This window comes from Lysobacter auxotrophicus (assembly GCF_027924565.1).
In the GTDB taxonomy this organism is placed as follows: Bacteria; Pseudomonadota; Gammaproteobacteria; order Xanthomonadales; family Xanthomonadaceae; genus Lysobacter_J; species Lysobacter_J auxotrophicus.
Genome location: NZ_AP027041.1, coordinates 2,361,744 through 2,378,857, shown reverse-complemented (window position 1 = coordinate 2,378,857; position 17,114 = coordinate 2,361,744). Strand labels below are relative to the sequence as shown.

Below are 17,114 nucleotides of genomic sequence, written 5' to 3'. Positions count from 1 at the left end.
CTTCGACACGGCGATCCTGGCCGGTTGCGTCTCATCGATCGCAGAACAGCGCGTTGACCGCCCCATACGCCATGCGCTCGCCAGGTGCGGCGCGACCGTCCTGCAGGAAGGCGCCGGCGAGGGCGCCCACGTGCGCGAACACGGCTTCGGCGAGGTCCGAGCCCGCGCTGAGGCGGCGCACGCCGAGCGCCTCCAGTTCCTCCAGCGCGGGCAGGCCGGGGCGCAGCATCACGTTGAGCGGCAGGCCGGCGCCGGATGCGATCTCGCGGATCGCACCGGCATCGGTCAGGCCCGGAACAAAGAGGCCGTCGGCGCCGGCGTCGCGGTAACGCGCGGCGCGTTCGAGCACCGCGGCGATGCGCTCGTCCGGTGGCGCGAGGCCGCGCAGGTACACGTCGGTGCGCGCGTTGACGTAGACGTCCAGCCCGCGCGCGGCGAGCGCTTCGCGGATGCGCGACAACTTGGCGCACAGCGCATCCGGCGAACCGCCGCCGTCCTCGAGGTTGATGCCGACCGCGCCGGCGTCCGCCGCGCGCACGACGTTCGTCGCGACGGCGGCCGGATCGTCCGAATAGCCGCCCTCCATGTCGACCGACAGCGGTACGCGGATGACGCGCGCGATGTCTTTCGCCGTATCGAGCAGGCGCTCGATCGGCAGCACATCGCCGTCCACGTAACCGCGTGCCCACGCCACGCCCGCGCTGGTGGTGGCGATGGCCGGCGCGCCGAGACTTTCGATCAGGCGCGCGCTTCCGGCATCCCATGCGTTGGCAAGGCGCAAGACGCCGCGCGTGTGCAGCGTGCGGAAACGTTCGGCGTGTTCGGCATTGCGGGCGTGCATGGTGGGCCTCGATGGTCGGGACGACGCGACGGATGTTCGCAGCGTTCCGGCGGCTTTACCGGCCGCTTTCGGACGTCGTGGTGGACGAAGCGGCCGACATCGCATCCCACTCGCGAAGCGCGCGTTCGACCGCGTCGACACCGCGCACCGCGGCTTGCGCGTCGATCTGGCCGAGCACGTCCTGGTCGGTGTGGATCACGCGCATCACCTTCGCAGGCGTGCGCGGCTTCTTGCCGGCGTAAGCCTCCAGCACCTGCGCGACTTCATCGGCGCCCACCAGCGAGTACGACACCGCCGGCCAGTCGGCGCGCAGGAAGGGCAGGTGATCGGTCGGCGGATACTGCTCGCCCGGCGAGAAACCCAGCCGCAGCGCCTGCGTCGCGGCGCGGCTGCTGTCGACCAGCGCCGTCTGCTTCTGCGCCGGCGCCATCATCCACAGCGTGTCGCCCCAGCCGAACACGTCGAAGTTCACGTACAGCGCCGGCCTGGTGGAACCGTCGGCGACGAACGCCTTGGAACCGAGCAGGCCTTCTTCTTCCAGATCCCAGAAGGCGATGGCGACGCGGTGGTGCTTCAGCGGCTGGCGCTGGAAGCGCTCGGCCAGCGCGAGCACGGCCGCGCTGCCGGAGGCGTTGTCGGTCGCGCCGTGGCCGACCGCGACGCGGTCCGAATGCGCGCCGATCAGCAGCAGCGGCGCATCCGTCGGGCCGGCAACGTTCGCGATGAGGTTCTCGCCGGTCTTGCCGTTGGCTTCGAACGGCGCCTTGCGCCAGTCGAGGTCGAGCGCGTCCAGGCGTGCACCGATGGCGGCGCGGCGCTGTGCGTTTTCACCCGCGTCGCTGATTGCGCGCACGTCGGACAACCATTGCGCGGAAGCGGGCTGCGCGGCTTGCGCACTGGCCGGCGTCGACGGCGCGGCGGCATCGGGCGTGGCGCAGGCAGTGAGAAAAAGGATCGGAAGGGTCGCAACTAACAGTCGGTGCATCGGTGGGGTCCCCCGTTAGAATCCGGTTCAGTGTGCCCCAGCCCCGGGGACTTGGGATGGGCCGAAAGGCCCTCGACGGGCAACGGGCACACGCCATCAAACGGGAGCAGGAATGGAAATCCGGGTTTTCATCATCGACGACCACGCGCTCGTGCGGACGGGGCTGAACCTGATCCTGTCGGGCGAGAACGACATCGACGTGGTCGGCGACGCGGAAAGCGGCGAGGAAGCGTTGCCGCTGATCCGCAAGCTCAAGCCGGACGTGGTGCTGTGCGACCTGCACCTGCCGGGGCTGAGCGGCCTGGAAGTGACCGAGCGCATCATCAAGGGCGAGCAGGGTTCCAAGGTGATCATCGTGTCGGTACTGCAGGACGGACCGATGCCCAAACGCCTGCTGGAAGCCGGTGCGTCCGGTTACGTCGGCAAGGGCGGCGACGCGGCGGAGCTGCTGCGCGCGATCCGCGAAGTCGCGCGCGGCAAGCGTTTCCTCGCCAGCGGCATCGCGCAGAACCTCGCGCTGGCCGGCATCGACGGCGGTGCATCGCCGTTCGACAGCCTGTCGCCGCGCGAGATGGAAATCGCCCTGATGCTGATCCAGGGCCTGCGGCAGGACGTCATCGCCAAGCGCCTGAGCCTGAGCGCGAAGACGGTCAACACGCACAAGGCGCGTCTGTTCGAGAAGCTCGATATCGGCGACAGCATCGCGCTGGCGCGCTTGGCGAGCCGTTACGGGATCATGGATCCGACGCGGGCGATCTGACCGGTCGCTTCGTGACGGGTTGCTGCCAGTCATGCTTCGCGCCGTCGAGCGCGCAGCATTCATCGCGTTGATCGGGCGTCCGTCGACGCCATCCGTGTGCGTTGTCTTGTGACGTCATTCCCGCGCAGGCGGGACTCCATGGTTGCGACGTCACCGCTTTCGTCCATGCGATGCCGGAACGTTGAAACCCGCTGCGCGGCGATCTCGGTTGTTCGTCTTGTTCGTTTCGCCGCCGTCATGCGCTGAGCGGAAAGCATCCCGCAGCGTGTCGACGTCGATATCGCCTTCGCCATAGGCCCAAAACAGAACCGGCCGCCCGAAGGCAGCCGGTTTCGTAGTCTCAGCGATGAAGACCGGGCATCAGACGTGCCCGGATTCCTGCTTGCGATCGCCTTCGTTCTGCGTCGCCTCGTGGACGTGCTCGGCGGCGGCTTCGGCGGGCGAAGGCTCGGTCCCTTCGATGGCGCTCGCGACGTCGTTCGGTGCAGCAGCTTCGTCCGCCTGCGCCTCACCGGCGACCGACGCGTCCACCGGCGCCCCAACCGGCGCGGTCTCGGCGACGGGCGAGCGCGTGTCGTGCGGCAGCGAATCGAACAGGCCGGCGGTACGCGGGACGTCACCGTTGGTGAGCGTCGCGGCCGAGGGCGTCGGCGCCTGCGGGCGCGAGTCGGTCACTTCCGCCTCGGCCTGCTTCGGCGGATGCGCGTCTTCGGCCGGAGCGACGGGCGCCGGATCGATCACCGCCGGTTCCTCGACCTTTTCCGGGGCCGGGACGGGTTCGGGCACCACCACCGGCTGCTCGACGACGACCGTGGGCTCGGCCGGTGCGTCCTTGGACGTGTCCGGTTCCGGGCTCGTGGCGACCGCAGCCGATGGCTCGGTCTTCGGCGCGTCGAACTTCTCGACGACGGCCGTCGTGGCGGCGGCCACCGTCGCCACCGCGGCTTGTGCCGGCGTCGCCACCGGAGCGGGCGCGGCCGGGGCCTGCGTCACGTTCGACGGCGTGGACGGCATGGACGCAGCCGGTTCGTCGTCGAAATCGAACTCCGGCTGCGAACGCTGCGCCGCCGGGGTCGGGGCGGCACCTTCGGCGGCGTGCGTTTCCGGCGCGTCGTCCTCATCGTCGAGGGACGCGTCGTCGTGCTCGTCGTGCAACTGGGCCTCGTCGCTGCCGGCAGCGGCTTCGCCACCACCACGACGACGACGACGGCCGCCGCGACGACCGCGACGACGACGGCTGCCGCCTTCGCCCGCGCCTTCGCCCTGAGCCGCCTCGGCATTGGCGACGGTTTCGCCCGTCTGCACGGAGGCCGGCGTTGCGGCTTCGCTGGCGTCCGAAACGGTAGCCGCGGCCGCGATGACGGCCGGCGCGGCGATTGCGACATCCGCGGCGGTGGTCGCCGGCGTCTCGGTCTTTACGACGTCCTGCTTCGCTTCGGCCTTGACCGGCGCCGGCTTGGGCTCGTTACGCGGCGCACGGGCCTCGGCGGCCAGCGGCTGGGCCTGGCTGCGCTCTTCGGCCTGCGCCTGCTGCTGGGCCTGCTGCTGCTTCGGTTGCTTGGGTTGCTGCTGCTTGCCCTGCTGCGGCTGTTGCTGCTTCTGCTGCTTCTGCTGGGCCTGCTGCTGCGGCTGCTTCTCGCGACGCGGCTCATCGCGACGCGGCTCGTCACGGCGCTGCTCCTCGCGACGCGGCTGCTGCTCGTCGCGACGGCCATCGCGACCCTGCTTGCCGTTGCGGCCGTCGCGGCGCTTGTCGTTGCGATCGCCGCGCTCGTTGCGTCCGCCGCGGTTTTCCTGCGGACGGGCAGCCGGCGTCGGTTCCACCGCGATCGGCGTGCTCGTGCCGCGGAAGAAACGCAGGATGCGCTCGACGACACCGATCGAATGCGTCGGCGTGGCGACCGGAGCGGGCGCGGGGGCGGGCGCCGGGGCGGCGACCTGCTGCTCGCGCGGCTCGCGCAGCGGAGCGGGCTGGGCCGGCTTGACGTTGGTCACCGCCGGGGCGGCCGGGATGTTCAGGTGGGCCTTGGTCAGCGAATGCGTCGGGAGCTTGCGCGGGGTGCCGCGCTGGTAGCTGGGCTTGTTGGATTCCTCGCCCAGTTCGTTCTCGCGGATGCGCGTGACTTCGTAATGCGGGGTGTGCAGCTGCTCGTCGGCGACGATGACGATCGGCGCGTCGTGGCGCTTTTCGATCTCGCTCAGCGCGCGGCGCTTCTCGTTCAGCAGGTAATTGGCGATTTCCGTCGGCGCCTGCACCAGCACCTGGCCGGTGTTTTCCTTCATGGCGTGTTCTTCGGCCAGGCGCAGGATCGACAGCGACAGCGACTCGACGCTGCGCATGCGGCCATGGCCTTCGCAGCGCGGGCAAACCAGCTGGCTGGATTCACCCAGGCTCGGGCGCAGGCGCTGGCGGCTCAGTTCGAGCAGGCCGAAGCGCGAGATGCGGCCGATCTGCACGCGCGCGCGGTCCTGCTTGAGCGCGTGCGCCAGGCGGTTCTCGACCTCGCGCTGGTGCTTGTTGGACGACATGTCGATGAAGTCGATCACCACCAGGCCGCCCAGGTCGCGCAGGCGCATCTGGCGCGCGACTTCCTCGGCCGCCTCCAGGTTGGTGTTGAACGCGGTTTCCTCGATGTCGCCGCCCTTGGTGGCCCGCGCCGAGTTCACGTCGATGGCCGTCAGCGCCTCGGTCTGGTCGATGACCAGCGCGCCGCCGGAGGGCAGGCGGACTTCACGCTCGTAGGCATTCTCGATCTGCGATTCGATCTGGAAGCGGTTGAACAGCGGCGTGTCGTCGGTGTAGTGCTTGAGCTTGCGCAGGTTGTGCGGCATCACCTGTTCGACGAAATCGCGCGCCTCGCCGTACATCTCGGGCGTATCGACGAGGATCTCGCCGATGTCCGGGCGCATGTAGTCGCGCAGGGCGCGGATGATCAGGCGCGATTCCTGGTAGATCAGGAACGGGCCGGGCTTGCTCAGCGCGGCCTCGGCGACGGACTTCCACACCTGCAGCAGGTAGTCGAGGTCCCACTGGAGTTCTTCGGCATCGCGGCCGACGCCGGCGGTGCGGATGATCACGCCCATGTCGTCGGGGATGTTCAGCGCGTCCATGGCGCGCTTGAGCTCGGCGCGATCCTCGCCCTCGATGCGACGCGACACGCCGCCGGCCGTGGGCGAATTGGGCATCAGCACCATGTAGCGGCCGGCGAGCGAGATGAACGTCGTCAGCGCCGCACCCTTGTTGCCGCGTTCTTCCTTGTCGACCTGGACGACGATTTCCTGGCCTTCGCGCAGAAGTTCGCGCAGGCCCGCCTTGTTGTGGTCGACGCCGGCCTGGAAGTAATCGCGGGAGATTTCCTTCAGCGGCAGGAAGCCGTGGCGCTCGGCGCCGTATTCGACGAAGGCAGCTTCCAGGGAGGGTTCGAGCCGGGTGATGCGGCCCTTGTAGATGTTGGACTTCTTCTGTTCCTTGGCCGGCTGTTCGATGTCGATGTCGTACAGGGTCTGGCCGTCGACGATGGCAACGCGCAGTTCTTCCGCCTGCGTCGCGTTGATCAGCATTCGCTTCATTGTTGCGTTCCTCGCGCGCTCCTGCGCGTGGTCGGCGCAGGACGCATGCGTCCTGCAGCCGCGGAACGCCGTGGGGCGTTTCGCCTCTGGATACCGCAAGCCGCGCGCCGGTCGCATTTGGGTGCGGGGCCTGGCGCTGCGGCCTCAAGTTTTCCAGCGCTACGACACCACGGCACGCCGCGGGAGCGCTTAATTGTTTCTTCCGGACAACTAGGGACCGGCGGCACGAGGGCCGCACGGGACGTGTTCATCACGGGCGGTTTGACCCGCTCCGGCAAGGTGGGGTTCCGCCGGGCCATCGCTGCTAACATGGCTGCCCCGGGGGCAGTGGCTAGGCGCGGACCGGAATCGCAGGAAAGGGCTTTCGGCCTCTTGGAGTGCAACTTCCTGCGAAATCAAAACCTTATCTCGCGTCGCGAGTGTAACAGATAACCCCGCAGGATGACCCATTCAGACCCCCACAACCGGCCGGGGAAGACCGGCCCGGCGCCGCGTCCGGCAAACGACGCCGCCCAGGTCCGCACCGTCCGCGTGCCCGACGATCGCGCCGGGCAGCGCCTGGACAACTTCCTGCTGGGCCAGCTGAAGGGCGCCCCGCGCTCGCTGGTCTACAAGATCGTCCGCTCCGGGCAGGTCCGGGTGAACGGCGGGCGCGCCAAGGCCGAGCGCAAGCTCGAGGGGGGCGACGAGGTGCGTATCCCGCCGGTCCGGCTGGGCGAAACCGGGGAGCGGGCGCCGCCGCCGAAGGGTCTGCTGGATGCGCTGGAAGCGGCGATCGTCTTCGAGGACGCCCGCCTGCTCGCGCTCAACAAGCCGTCAGGCCTGGCGAGCCACGGTGGCAGCGGCATCAGCCACGGCGCCATCGAATCGCTGCGTGCGCTGCGACCCGGACAGACGCTGGAGCTCGTGCATCGCCTCGATCGCGACACCTCCGGCCTGCTCGTCGTCGCCAAGAAGCGTTCGGCGCTGACCGAACTGCAGGCGCTGATGCGCGAGGAGGGCGGTATTTCGAAGCGCTACCTCGCGCTGCTGAGCGGCCGGATGCCCGACGGCGTGATGACGGTCGACGCCCCCCTGCACATCGGCCTGCGGCAGGGCGGCGAGCGGCACGTCCAGGTGAATCTGGCCGGCAAGCCCTCGCTGAGCCACTTCAAGGTGCTCGAACGCCGCGGTGGGCAGTCGTATTGCGAAGTGCGCATCGAAACCGGCCGTACTCACCAGATCCGCGTGCACGCCCAGCACATCGGCCACCCGGTGGCGGGCGACGACAAGTACGGCGAGGCCGAGGCCAACAAGCGCCTGCGTGACCAGGCCGGCCTCAAGCGCCTGTTCCTGCACGCCTCGACGCTGGAATTCGCGCTGGATGACGGCCGGACGCCGTACCTCCTCAACGCTCCGCTGGCGCCGGAGCTGATCGACGTGCTCGACCGGCTGGCGTAAGCCGTCAGAACCGCCGGCTGAGAAATGCTCCCGCTTGGCGTATGCTAACGTCAGGCGTTAGCGTTTGCCGCATGGCGATCCAGTCGTTCCGCTGCGAAGACACGCAGGCGCTCTTCGAGGGGCGTCGCGTGCCGCGCTTCGTCCGGATCGAACGGTGGCGCTGCGCAAGCTCGCCATGCTGAACGCCGCCGGCAACCTCGACGACCTCCGAGTGCCGCCCGGGAACCGCTTGGAAGTGCTGCAAGGCGACCGGATCGGTCAATGCAGCATGCGAATCAACGACCGGTTCCGACTCTGCTTCGCATGGACGCCGCGGGGCCCGGCCGATGCGGAAATCGTCGATTACCACTGACACCGCCACTGTCTCGCTCCACCAACGAGGAACGCCATGCGTACGGTTCCCTATCCCCACCCGGGCGAAATACTGAGGGAGGAATTTCTGGAGCCCCTGGAGATCACCGCCTACCGGCTCGCGCGCGATATCGGCGTGCCGCAGACGCGCATCGGCGAGATCCTGGCGGGACGGCGCGGCATTTCGGTCGATACCGCGTTGCGGCTTTCGCGTTACTTCGGGCAATCCGATGCGTTCTGGATCAACCTGCAGCGCGATTACGAGATCGCGGTCGAGCGCGACCTGCACGGTGCGGAAATCGCGAAGATCAAACCCTGGTCGAACCAGGCGGCCTGACGCTCACCCGCCGCGGCGGCGCTTCTCGTCGAGCGCGAAGCACGATTGCGGGCGCTCCACCGGCGGGTTGAAGTTCACCGGCACCTGCAGGCGTGAGGTCTGCGGCTGCCCGCCGCGGGTGGCGGGCTTGAACGTCCAGGTGCGCACGCCTTCCTTCGCGGCCTGGTCCAGTGCGGCCACGCCACTGCTGCGGAAGACGTCGACCGAGCTGGGCTTGCCGTCCACGCCGATGGTCATCGCCAGAATTACCTGGCCGCCGACGTTGTCGCAGGCGAGTTCTTCCGGGTAGCCCGGCGGCGGAGTGTCGACGGCGAGCAGGTCGGTCGTCGGGACCGGCGGAGGCGGCGGCTGCTGTGGCTGGCACGCGGCGATGGCGACCACGAAACCGGCGACAAGCGCGATGCGGATGCGGGGGAAGTCCATGCGGGCGGCCTCGTGCAGGCGTCAGGCGGCGAGGGATTGGGCCTTGGCGGCGCAGATGAAGTCGTTTTCGCTCAGGCCGCCGACGTCATGGGTCGAATACCGCACGACGCAGCGGTCGTAGTGCACGCCGAGGTCCGGGTGGTGGTCCTCGCGATGCGCCACGAACGCCAGCGCGTTAACGAAGGCCATGGTTTCGTAGTAATTGCCGAAGCGGAACGTCCGGGCGATGGCGTGCCCGTCCTCGACCACTTCCCAGCCCGGGATCTGCGGCATCAGCTCGCGCACGCGCGCTTCGCTCAGGCGGTGCTCGGTGCCGCGGCGGGGAATGCAATGGGCCTGGGCGAGGGGAATGAGGTCGTTCACGTAGTGGAGCTCCTTGCGGGAGGGCGACCGACGGACAGGCCGACTGAATGGAACGCATCGTCGGCCATCGCGGGTGACGGCCGCGCCATCTGAATGCGTGGACCCCGCTAGAATAGCGCCATGATCAATATTTCCGAATCCGCCCAGCGTCACTTCCGCAAGCTGATCGAGCGCGAGTCCCTGCCGGGACTTGGCGTCCGCCTTGCCGCGGTGCATGCCGGCACGCCGCGCGCCGACGTGCGGCTGGAGTTCGCCGAACCCGGCGACCTGCAGGGCGACGAATGGGCCGTGGATTGCGAAGGCTTCACCGTGTGGCTCGACGCGGCCAGCGTCAAATACCTCGACGGCGCGCAGATCGACTACGAAACCCAGACCACCGGCGGCCAGCTGCAGATCCGCGCGCCGAAGATCAAGGGCGAGGCGCCGGCCGATTCGGCCTCGCTGGTCGAACGGGTGCACTGGATCGTCGAGCAGGAGATCAACCCGCAGCTCGCCTCGCACCGCGGCCATGTGTCGGTGCAGGAAGTGACCGCCGAAGGCGTGGTCGTGTTGCGCTTCGGTGGCGGTTGCCACGGTTGCGGCATGGCCGACGTGACGCTGAAGCAGGGCATCGAGAAGACCCTGCTGAGCAAGGTGCCCGGCGTGACGGCGGTACGCGATGCCACCGACCACGACACCGGCGACGCACCTTACATCCGCCGCGACTCCGCGGCCTGATCCGGTCGCGGCGACGTAGATGTTCTCCGCCGCCGATCTCATCCACGCACTGCAACGAAGGTTGCAGCTCGTCGCGCCGCACCTGCGTCGCAAGCCGGGTGAGTTCCCGCCCGGCTGGCAGGCGTGGTTCGACGGAATGGCGCAACGCGCCGGCGCGGTGCGTGGCGCGACCGTCGACGCGATCATCGCCGTCTTCCTGCAGCGCCCACTGACCGAGCGCCCGTGCCGATTGCGCGACCTGACGCGCTGGCAGGCGTTCACCACGTTGATGCGCCAGGACTGGTCGCGCGATGCCGACCGCTGGGACAAGTACGACCGCCGTACGCACTGGTTCGCGGCAAGCTTCACGATCTTCTGGCACGTCTTCTTCGGCGCGCTGCTGCTGTACCTGATGTACCTGCGCTTCATGGCCGTCAGCAACGCGCCGCCGCAGGGCGAAGACGTGACGATGATCGAGTACATCGGCACGGGCACGCCGAAGGAACCCGGCGGCGGTGCGGCCGAACCGACACAGCAGCCCGAAGCCACGCAGGCGCCTGCGCAGCCGGCCGCCGCGCAACCCGCGGCGGCCGCGCAGCCCGCGCCGCAACAGGCGCCTTCGGTGCCCGCGCCGCCGTTGCCGACGCCCACGCTCGACGCGCCGCTGCCCGACGTGGCGCAACGCGACGTGCCCGAACCGCAGCTTCCGCCGCCCACGCCGCCGCCGGTGGAGCAGGCCGTGACCGTGAGCGAACCGGTGCCGAACGCGCCGGAAGTGTTCGTGCTGCCGCCAACGCGACGCCAGCCGCCGCAGCCTTCGCTTGCCGTGCCGGAATTGCGCACGCCCGTGCCGCAGGTGCGCGCGACCGACGTCGCCGAGCCCGTGCAGCCGGTTCGACCGGAGATCGCGCCACGCGAACTCGTCGTCCCGTCGATCGAACAACGCACGCGCGAGATCACGGTGCGCGAGATCGCAGCGCCAGTCACGCGCGCGCCAACGCCCACGCTGCCCGAACCCAGCGTACCGACGCCGCAGGTTCGCGCGGCCGAACAGACCGTGCGCACGCGCGATGTACCGACACCGCCCACGCCTGCGCCGTCTGCTTCGTCGCCTACGCCGTCCGCCGCCACCAGCACGGCAACGTCCACCGCACCGTCGGCATCGTCGGCCGCGTCGAATGCAGCGTCGACCGCGCCGTCGAAAGCGCCTGCATCGGCGGCTCCGTCGGCACCAGGTGCCGCTGCACCGTCCGGCACGGCGCCTGCCGCAGCCGGTCGCGGCTCGCAGCCTGCGACGGCGGGGGCGGGGCCGAGTCCGACGCCGTCTCCGGGCACGTGGTCCACGCCGCGCCGCGGCGACGACTGGGGCGAGAGCACGCGCAATGCGCCGGGCGGACAGCGTGGTCTCACGCCGGGCCTTTACAACAGCGACGGCAGCCTGCGCGTGCCCGAACCGACGGGCTCGGCGTCGCCGAACCAGCCCCCGGGCGCGATCACGCAGGAGATCCGCGACCTCGACCGCTCCGGCACGTGGCTCAAGCGCAAGCCGACGGATTTCGAACCGACCTCGTTCGACAAGTACTGGGTGCCCGACGAAACGCTGCTCGCCGAATGGGTGCGCAAGGGCATCCAGAAGGTGACCATCCCGATCCCAGGCACCAACAAGCGCATCGAGTGCGTGGTGTCGATGCTCGGCCTCGGCGGCGGTTGCGGATTGAGCGATCCGAACCTCAACGACCAGCCGGCAGAAGCACGTCCGCCGCCGGACATTCCGTTCAAGCCCGCGCTGCAGGAAGACAACGGCAGTGTGAAGCCGTAAACGACGCACGACGTTGGCGCGCGTTCAGCGCGCCGGCGTGTCGACGTCTCACGCGTTCGTCACGAACCGCGCTGGCGACGCAACGCGCGCAACGCGCAAACCACGACAGAAACAATTTCGCTGGCGGAAAGTTTTCCGCGCGGCGATTCGCGTTGGCGCATCGCTGACGCGTTCGCGCGATGGCACGCGTCTTGCGGCATGTTTTCCACTATCCGTTCGCGAATGCGCGCGTGTGCGCAGACGAAGCACACGCCGCACACGCCATCACTGCATGCATCACCGGCTTGTTACGTCGTGGCTGAACGATGTCGGCATTGTCTTTACATACGACGCGGCACAGTCCGCCTGCGAGCGCTTGCCGCCACGGCGCGCGAGACCTGCAATGCATGCATCGCCCCGCGATGCCGCATACACCCCTACGTCGCATGCATCCACACAGGAGGGTAGTCCAGTGACCGACGAGCGATCGGGAACCGGTGAATTGAAGGCCGTTGCGCAAGACGCGATGCGGCTGGGCGCGCGCGCCCTGGAAACGGGACGTGCTTGGTTGAGTGGAAGGAGAGAAACGATGAACGAACGTGATGCTTCCAGGCGGTACGAAGAGCGTCTGCGCCAGCAACGCCAGGAATCGGGCATGTCGGGCCGGTCCGAATACGGACAGGGCGCGCGTCGCTGGGGTGCGGGCGAGGACTGGGACGACAGCAGCTCCAGCCGCACGCAGGGCCACTACGCGGGCGATTACGAGTCCGGCGGCCGCATGGGACGCCAGCAGTACGGCAGCGGCATGGGCCGCGACGAACAGGACTGGTCGCAGGGGCGCCGCGAATCGCAGCGCTGGGGCGAGCAGGGCACCTACGGTGCGCAGGGCAGCAATGAATACGGCAGCGAGTACGGCCGTGAGCGCGAGTTCAGCGGCCAGTACGGCGACCGCGGCCATGGCGACTACGGCAGCAATCGCGGCTACGGAAGCCAGGGCAGCAGCCAGGGCTACGGCGGCCAGAGCAACCAGGGCTATGGAAGCCAGGGTTACGGTAGCCAGGGCTACCGCTCGCAGCAGCAGGGCGAGGACTACGGCAACCAGGGCCGCAACCGCGCCTATGGCAGCGAGTTCGGCAGCCAGCGTCGCGGCAGCGAGGGCCAGCAGGATTACAGCAACCAGCGCGGCTACGGCACGCAGGCGTACGGGCAGGGCGAACACAGCTCCGGCTCGCACGGCTACGGCAGCGGTCGCGAGTATCGCGGCTACGAAGGTGGCGAGTCCGGCCGTCGTTCGGGCGGGCGCAACTGGGAACGCGGCTACGGCGAAGGCTACGGCCTCTCGTCCGGCTACGCCGACGAACAGGCCTATGGCAGCCAGTACGGCGGCTCCGGCCAGCAGGGTTCGGGTAGCGGCTACATGAGCGGCTACGCCAGCGATACCCAGGGCGCGCAGTCCTTCGGCGCCGGCAATCGCCAGCGCGGCATGTCGGGCAGCCAGTCCAGCCGCAATTACCGCGGCATGGGCCCGCGCTCCTACACGCGTTCCGACGAACGCCTGCTGGAGGACATCAACGAGCGCCTCACCGAGGACGATTACCTCGACGCCACCGAGATCACCGTGCGTTGCGTCAACGGTGTGATCACGCTGGAAGGCACGGTCGCCGAGCGCTGGATGAAGCATCGCGCCGAAGATCTCGCCGATGCGAGCAGCGGCGTGAAGCAGGTCGACAACCGCATCCAGGTGCAGTCGCAATCGCAGTCCCAGTCGCAGCAGTCGCAGCGGTCGGGCGAGTCGACGATGTCGCAGGGACGTTCGTCGTCCTCCTCGCGCCAGGGCGCCAGCGGCACGACGGCCAGCGGCTCGACGTCGGCCAGCAGCGGCACGACGGGCAGCGGTTCCTCGTCCGCGGGGCGCACCGGTAGCGGCGGCGACAACCAGGGAAGCTCGTCGGCGCACTGACGCGGTCGATCACTCCCATCAAAGCAACAGGGCCCGCAGCGATGCGGGCCCTTTCTTTGGTCGATATCGCAAACCAAGCGAGCGCAAGCGCCAAAACCTCACTCGTCGGCGGCATCGCGCGGATCCATCACAAGGTTGCGACAACGACGGCAACCGGCTTCCGCGCGCTTGAGGTGCTCACGCACGCGCTCGGGTTCGGCGCCGTGTTCCAGCATCGCCAGCGCGGTGGAGACCGCCATCGTGATCACGTTGAGCTCGTTGCGAAGCGAATGGCGCCAATGACGATCGGCATCCTCGTCCAGAGGCCCATTCACGCTTCCGCATCCCGCGTGCGCAGACGCGCCAGCTGGTTATGGATCGTGCGCACGCTCACGCCCAACGCGCGCGCCGTGCGGGTGCGGTCGTTGTCGAAGTAGGCGAGCGTGCGGCTCAGCATTTCGTGCTCGATCTCGGCGTAGGTCATGCCCACGGTGAACATCACCGACCCCGGGTCGGCATCGTTGGCGCGCACGCGGCGCGCATTGGGGCGCAGGCGTACGACGCCGTCGTCGCTGCTCAGGAACGCACGCTGCACCGCGCTACGCAATTCGCGCACGTTGCCCGGCCAGGCATGGCGGCGCAACGTGCGATCGGTGCCGTCGGCGAAGCGTTTGCTGGCGCCGTGGCGCACGTTGAGCAGGTCGAGGAAATGCTGCGCAAGCAGCTGCACGTCCTCGCCACGCTCGCGCAGGCTCGGCATCGCGATGGTGAAATCGGCCAGGCGGTAATACAGGTCTTCGCGCAGCGTGCCGGCGTCGACCGCCGCGAACGGATCGCGGTTGGTCGCCGCGACGATGCGCACGTCGACGGGGATGTTCTCCGTGCCGCCCACGCGCGTGACGGTGCCGGTTTCCAGCACGCGCAGCAGGTAAACCTGCAACGCGAGCGGCATCTCCGTGATCTCGTCGAGGAACAGCGTGCCGCCGTGCGCCTGTTCGAAATAGCCGGCGTGGCGCGCATTGGCGCCGGTGAAACTACCGCGCTCGTGGCCGAAGAGGTGGCTGGCGAGCAGTTCGGGCGAGATCGCGCCGGCGTTGACCGCGATGAACGCGCCCTGGCGACCGCTGCGCTGGTGCACGGCGCGCGCGACGAGTTCCTTGCCCGTGCCGCTTTCACCGGTGATCAACACGGAGGCCTCGGAAGGCGCGACGCGCTCGATGTCTTCCATCACCTGGCGCATCGATTCGCAGCCGCCCACCATGCCGAAGCGCACCGGCATGTTGTGCGCGCGGGCATAGGCCGCGGCTGCCTGCGAGAGCAGCGCGTCGAATTGTTCCGGGCACAGCGGCTTGAGCAGGTAGTCGTAGACGGGCCGGGAAACCGCCTGGATCGCCGATTCAACGGAAGGTTGGCCGGTGACGATTACCGCGTGGTCGTGTTCGGGCAGCGCGGGATCGTCCAGCAGGTCCATGCCGTTGCCATCGGGCAACTCCAGGTCGAGCAGCAACAGATCCAGCGGCGGCAGGTGGCTGAACTGCCGGGACTGCTCGATGGAATGCGCCACGTACGGCTGGAACCCGCGCAGGCGCGCGAAGTCGGCCGCGGACGCAGTGAAGTCGCGATCGTCGTCGACGATCAACAAGGATGCCGGCACTGGTTATCTCCCTCTTGAGGCCGTCAGCCTAGACGCCGGCAAGTTAAGAGGCTTTGAAGAATATTCAACGAAGCGGGAAACATCTTCCTTCCGCAACCGCTTTCTTCACGCCCCGCATGCGTCGCGAAGTCGCCTGCGGTGGGCCAACGGTCATGTTCGGGAACATTTTTCACGTTGCCTTCGCGTGGGTACGGCATCGGCTTGCACATGGCACGTAAGTTGCTCCTGCTTGTCTTTGCCAGCGCCGGTGAGGTCGGTTCTGGCGCACCGCGGTTACGACAAAGACAACTGCACGGAGAGAGAGATGATGAACGCCAAGCTGTATTACGGGGAGCATTCGACGGTCGTGGAAGCGGTGGATATCGAGGAGGAAGTGGCCTACTGGATGCGGCATTACCGCAACTACGTTCCGAGGTTCCGCAGCGAGGATTACCTGCCGGCGCTGAAGCTCGGACTGGACGCCTACCTGCGCGGCCACGGCCAGGACTTCGACGACATGGCCGACAACCTCCAGCTTTGTTACGTGCGGGTGCGCGGCAATTCGCGCCTGGACTGGAACGAAGCGCTGCCCGTCGCGATGGCGGCGTGGACCCGGCTTTCGGAGCGCCACGCGCCGCGCACGTTCGAACAGGAGCCGCGCTTCGGGTTCGCGACGATCCGCTGAGGGGAGCGATGCGCCGCACACGGAGGTGCGGCGTGGCAAAGGCCGGCCGCGGGAGCGGAGGGGAAGAATCAGCGCGGTTGGGACGCCTCGAGCAACGCGCGGCCGCGTTCCAGATGCATCGCCATGTGGTCGCGCGTGTTGTTGAGGAAGTTGCGCAGCGGTTCGTCCTGCGCCGCCGGGATCAGGCGCGAATCCAGCATCGACAGCGCCTCGGCGTGACCGTCCACCATCGCCTGGAGCCATGCGCGTTCGTACTGTGCGTGCGGCGTCCCGGCCAGCGCTTCCAGCGTCGCCTTGCCCTTGCCGACGAGCGCGTGCACCTCGGTCGTGGTTTCCGGCTGGATCAGATGGCCCGCCGACGACAGTGCGCGCGCTGCGGCCAGGTTTTCGCTGTGTTCGCGATGGAGCATCTGCGCGTACTCGCGTACCGGCGGGCTGAACTTGCGTCCCTGCGTTTGCTCGACCGCGGCGATCTCGTGCTCGTCGACGGCGGTGACCAGCGCAAGCGACACGCCTGGCGAAGGCGGCGCCGCGGGAGCGGGCGAGGGCGGCGCGGTGTCGGCGCTGGTATGCGTGTCCGAGGCGATCGTGCCCGCGCCGGTGGCGTCGCCGGGCGAGGTCGAAGCGGGCGGCGGGTTTTGCGCCGGGGCGGCGGCGTCGTCGCGCCGACAGCCTGCGGCGGCCATCACCGCGACGACCAGGAGGGTGGGAAGGACGCGCATCGTCAGTGAGGCGTCGCGACGCCGCGCACCAGTTCCTCGGTCGCGCCGTTGTCGGCGCCGTGCGCGAAATCGGCCAGCGACACGAAGCCCACGAGCCGCTTGTCGCGATTGATCACCGGCAGACGGCGAACCTGCAGGTCGGCCATGTTGCGCGCGACATCGTCCACGTCCTGGTCGTCGAAGCAGTAGCGGATTTCCTGCGTCATCACGTCGCGCACGGGTGTGTCGGCGTCGAGGCCGCGCGCCACCGCGCGGATGGCGATGTCGCGATCGGTCACCATGCCGATCAGGCGGTCGCCATCGCCGACGGGCAGGCTGCCCACGTCCATGCGCTGCATGGTTTCGGCGGCCTCGCGGATGCTGCGGTTCGGGGCGGTCAGGAAGACGTCGGTGTTCATGATCTGGGCAACTTTCATGGCTCTGCTCCTGATGGTTGGATCCGGCGGATGCCTTGCGGTCGAAACCCGAACCTTCGCACCGGCGCGATTTCGCTCGCGTGAAGCGCGTGGCGCATCGCGTGAACGCATCTCTACCGGGAGCGCGCCGCCGACGGGCGGGGCGCGCTTGAGTC

General features: G+C 68.7%; 17 protein-coding genes. 8 read left to right on the top strand and 9 right to left on the bottom strand.

The window, feature by feature from the left end:
• Nucleotides 1-31: 31 nt before the first annotated feature.
• Nucleotides 32-841 (bottom strand): isocitrate lyase/PEP mutase family protein, encoded by an 810-nt coding sequence (locus LA521A_RS10575; protein ID WP_281778869.1) that lies wholly within the window; start codon nucleotides 839-841, stop codon nucleotides 32-34.
• A 55-nt stretch (nucleotides 842-896) separates the two neighbouring features.
• Nucleotides 897-1,694: a M28 family metallopeptidase gene (locus tag LA521A_RS10570; RefSeq protein WP_281778868.1), complete on the bottom strand. Its 798-nt coding sequence runs from the start codon at nucleotides 1,692-1,694 to the stop codon at nucleotides 897-899.
• 244 nt (nucleotides 1,695-1,938) lie between these two features.
• Here LA521A_RS10570 and LA521A_RS10565 point away from each other — a divergent pair, with 244 nt between their 5' ends.
• Nucleotides 1,939-2,586 (top strand): response regulator, encoded by a 648-nt coding sequence (locus LA521A_RS10565; protein ID WP_281778867.1) that lies wholly within the window; start codon nucleotides 1,939-1,941, stop codon nucleotides 2,584-2,586.
• 360 nt (nucleotides 2,587-2,946) lie between these two features.
• Here LA521A_RS10565 and rne read toward each other — a convergent pair whose 3' ends face one another.
• Entirely contained in the window at nucleotides 2,947-6,156 is a 3,210-nt protein-coding gene (gene rne, locus LA521A_RS10560; RefSeq protein WP_281778866.1) for a ribonuclease E, read from the bottom strand.
• 441 nt (nucleotides 6,157-6,597) lie between these two features.
• Between rne and LA521A_RS10555 the strand changes: the two genes are divergently transcribed.
• The 3 genes from LA521A_RS10555 to LA521A_RS10545 all read left to right on the top strand — a co-directional run bounded on the left by LA521A_RS10555 (nucleotide 6,598) and on the right by LA521A_RS10545 (nucleotide 8,284).
• Nucleotides 6,598-7,596 (top strand): RluA family pseudouridine synthase, encoded by a 999-nt coding sequence (locus LA521A_RS10555; protein WP_281778865.1) that lies wholly within the window; start codon nucleotides 6,598-6,600, stop codon nucleotides 7,594-7,596.
• 154 nt (nucleotides 7,597-7,750) lie between these two features.
• Nucleotides 7,751-7,948 (top strand): type II toxin-antitoxin system RelE/ParE family toxin, encoded by a 198-nt coding sequence (locus LA521A_RS10550; RefSeq protein WP_425494507.1) that lies wholly within the window; start codon nucleotides 7,751-7,753, stop codon nucleotides 7,946-7,948.
• Between the two features lie 36 nt (nucleotides 7,949-7,984).
• Nucleotides 7,985-8,284 (top strand): HigA family addiction module antitoxin, encoded by a 300-nt coding sequence (locus LA521A_RS10545; protein ID WP_281778864.1) that lies wholly within the window; start codon nucleotides 7,985-7,987, stop codon nucleotides 8,282-8,284.
• 3 nt (nucleotides 8,285-8,287) lie between these two features.
• Here the strand turns inward: LA521A_RS10545 and LA521A_RS10540 are convergent, their stop codons facing one another.
• Nucleotides 8,288-8,707 (bottom strand): energy transducer TonB, encoded by a 420-nt coding sequence (locus tag LA521A_RS10540; protein WP_281778863.1) that lies wholly within the window; start codon nucleotides 8,705-8,707, stop codon nucleotides 8,288-8,290.
• A gap of 21 nt (nucleotides 8,708-8,728) precedes the next feature.
• Nucleotides 8,729-9,070: a 4a-hydroxytetrahydrobiopterin dehydratase gene (locus LA521A_RS10535; protein ID WP_281778862.1), complete on the bottom strand. Its 342-nt coding sequence runs from the start codon at nucleotides 9,068-9,070 to the stop codon at nucleotides 8,729-8,731.
• 120 nt (nucleotides 9,071-9,190) lie between these two features.
• On the opposite strand from LA521A_RS10535, the gene LA521A_RS10530 reads away from it, so the two are divergent.
• The 3 genes from LA521A_RS10530 to LA521A_RS10520 all read left to right on the top strand — a co-directional run bounded on the left by LA521A_RS10530 (nucleotide 9,191) and on the right by LA521A_RS10520 (nucleotide 13,524).
• A complete protein-coding gene (locus tag LA521A_RS10530) occupies nucleotides 9,191-9,787 on the top strand; it encodes an NfuA family Fe-S biogenesis protein (RefSeq protein ID WP_281778861.1) in 597 nt (198 codons plus the stop codon).
• 19 nt (nucleotides 9,788-9,806) lie between these two features.
• On the top strand, nucleotides 9,807-11,585 hold the full coding sequence (locus LA521A_RS10525) for a hypothetical protein (RefSeq protein ID WP_281778860.1): 1,779 nt from the start codon (nucleotides 9,807-9,809) through the stop codon (nucleotides 11,583-11,585).
• Nucleotides 11,586-12,153: 568 nt separating this feature from the next.
• Complete coding sequence (locus LA521A_RS10520) at nucleotides 12,154-13,524, top strand: BON domain-containing protein (RefSeq protein ID WP_281778859.1); 1,371 nt, start codon at nucleotides 12,154-12,156, stop codon at nucleotides 13,522-13,524.
• A gap of 98 nt (nucleotides 13,525-13,622) precedes the next feature.
• On the opposite strand, the gene LA521A_RS10515 is transcribed toward LA521A_RS10520, so the two are convergent.
• Both LA521A_RS10515 and LA521A_RS10510 read right to left on the bottom strand, forming a co-directional pair.
• Nucleotides 13,623-13,838, bottom strand: a complete 216-nt coding sequence (locus tag LA521A_RS10515; RefSeq protein ID WP_281778858.1) for a hypothetical protein — start codon at nucleotides 13,836-13,838, stop codon at nucleotides 13,623-13,625.
• Nucleotides 13,835-15,157, bottom strand: a complete 1,323-nt coding sequence (locus LA521A_RS10510; RefSeq protein WP_281778857.1) for a sigma-54-dependent transcriptional regulator — start codon at nucleotides 15,155-15,157, stop codon at nucleotides 13,835-13,837. The genes LA521A_RS10515 and LA521A_RS10510 overlap by 4 nt, the downstream gene beginning before the upstream one ends.
• Before the next feature lie 304 nt (nucleotides 15,158-15,461).
• Here LA521A_RS10510 and LA521A_RS10505 point away from each other — a divergent pair, with 304 nt between their 5' ends.
• On the top strand, nucleotides 15,462-15,821 hold the full coding sequence (locus LA521A_RS10505; protein ID WP_281778856.1) for a hypothetical protein: 360 nt from the start codon (nucleotides 15,462-15,464) through the stop codon (nucleotides 15,819-15,821).
• 68 nt (nucleotides 15,822-15,889) lie between these two features.
• Here the strand turns inward: LA521A_RS10505 and LA521A_RS10500 are convergent, their stop codons facing one another.
• Complete coding sequence (locus tag LA521A_RS10500) at nucleotides 15,890-16,543, bottom strand: DUF4142 domain-containing protein (RefSeq protein WP_281778855.1); 654 nt, start codon at nucleotides 16,541-16,543, stop codon at nucleotides 15,890-15,892.
• Nucleotides 16,544-16,545: 2 nt separating this feature from the next.
• Complete coding sequence (locus tag LA521A_RS10495) at nucleotides 16,546-16,959, bottom strand: CBS domain-containing protein (RefSeq protein WP_281778854.1); 414 nt, start codon at nucleotides 16,957-16,959, stop codon at nucleotides 16,546-16,548.
• Between the last annotated feature and the right edge of the window lie 155 nt (nucleotides 16,960-17,114).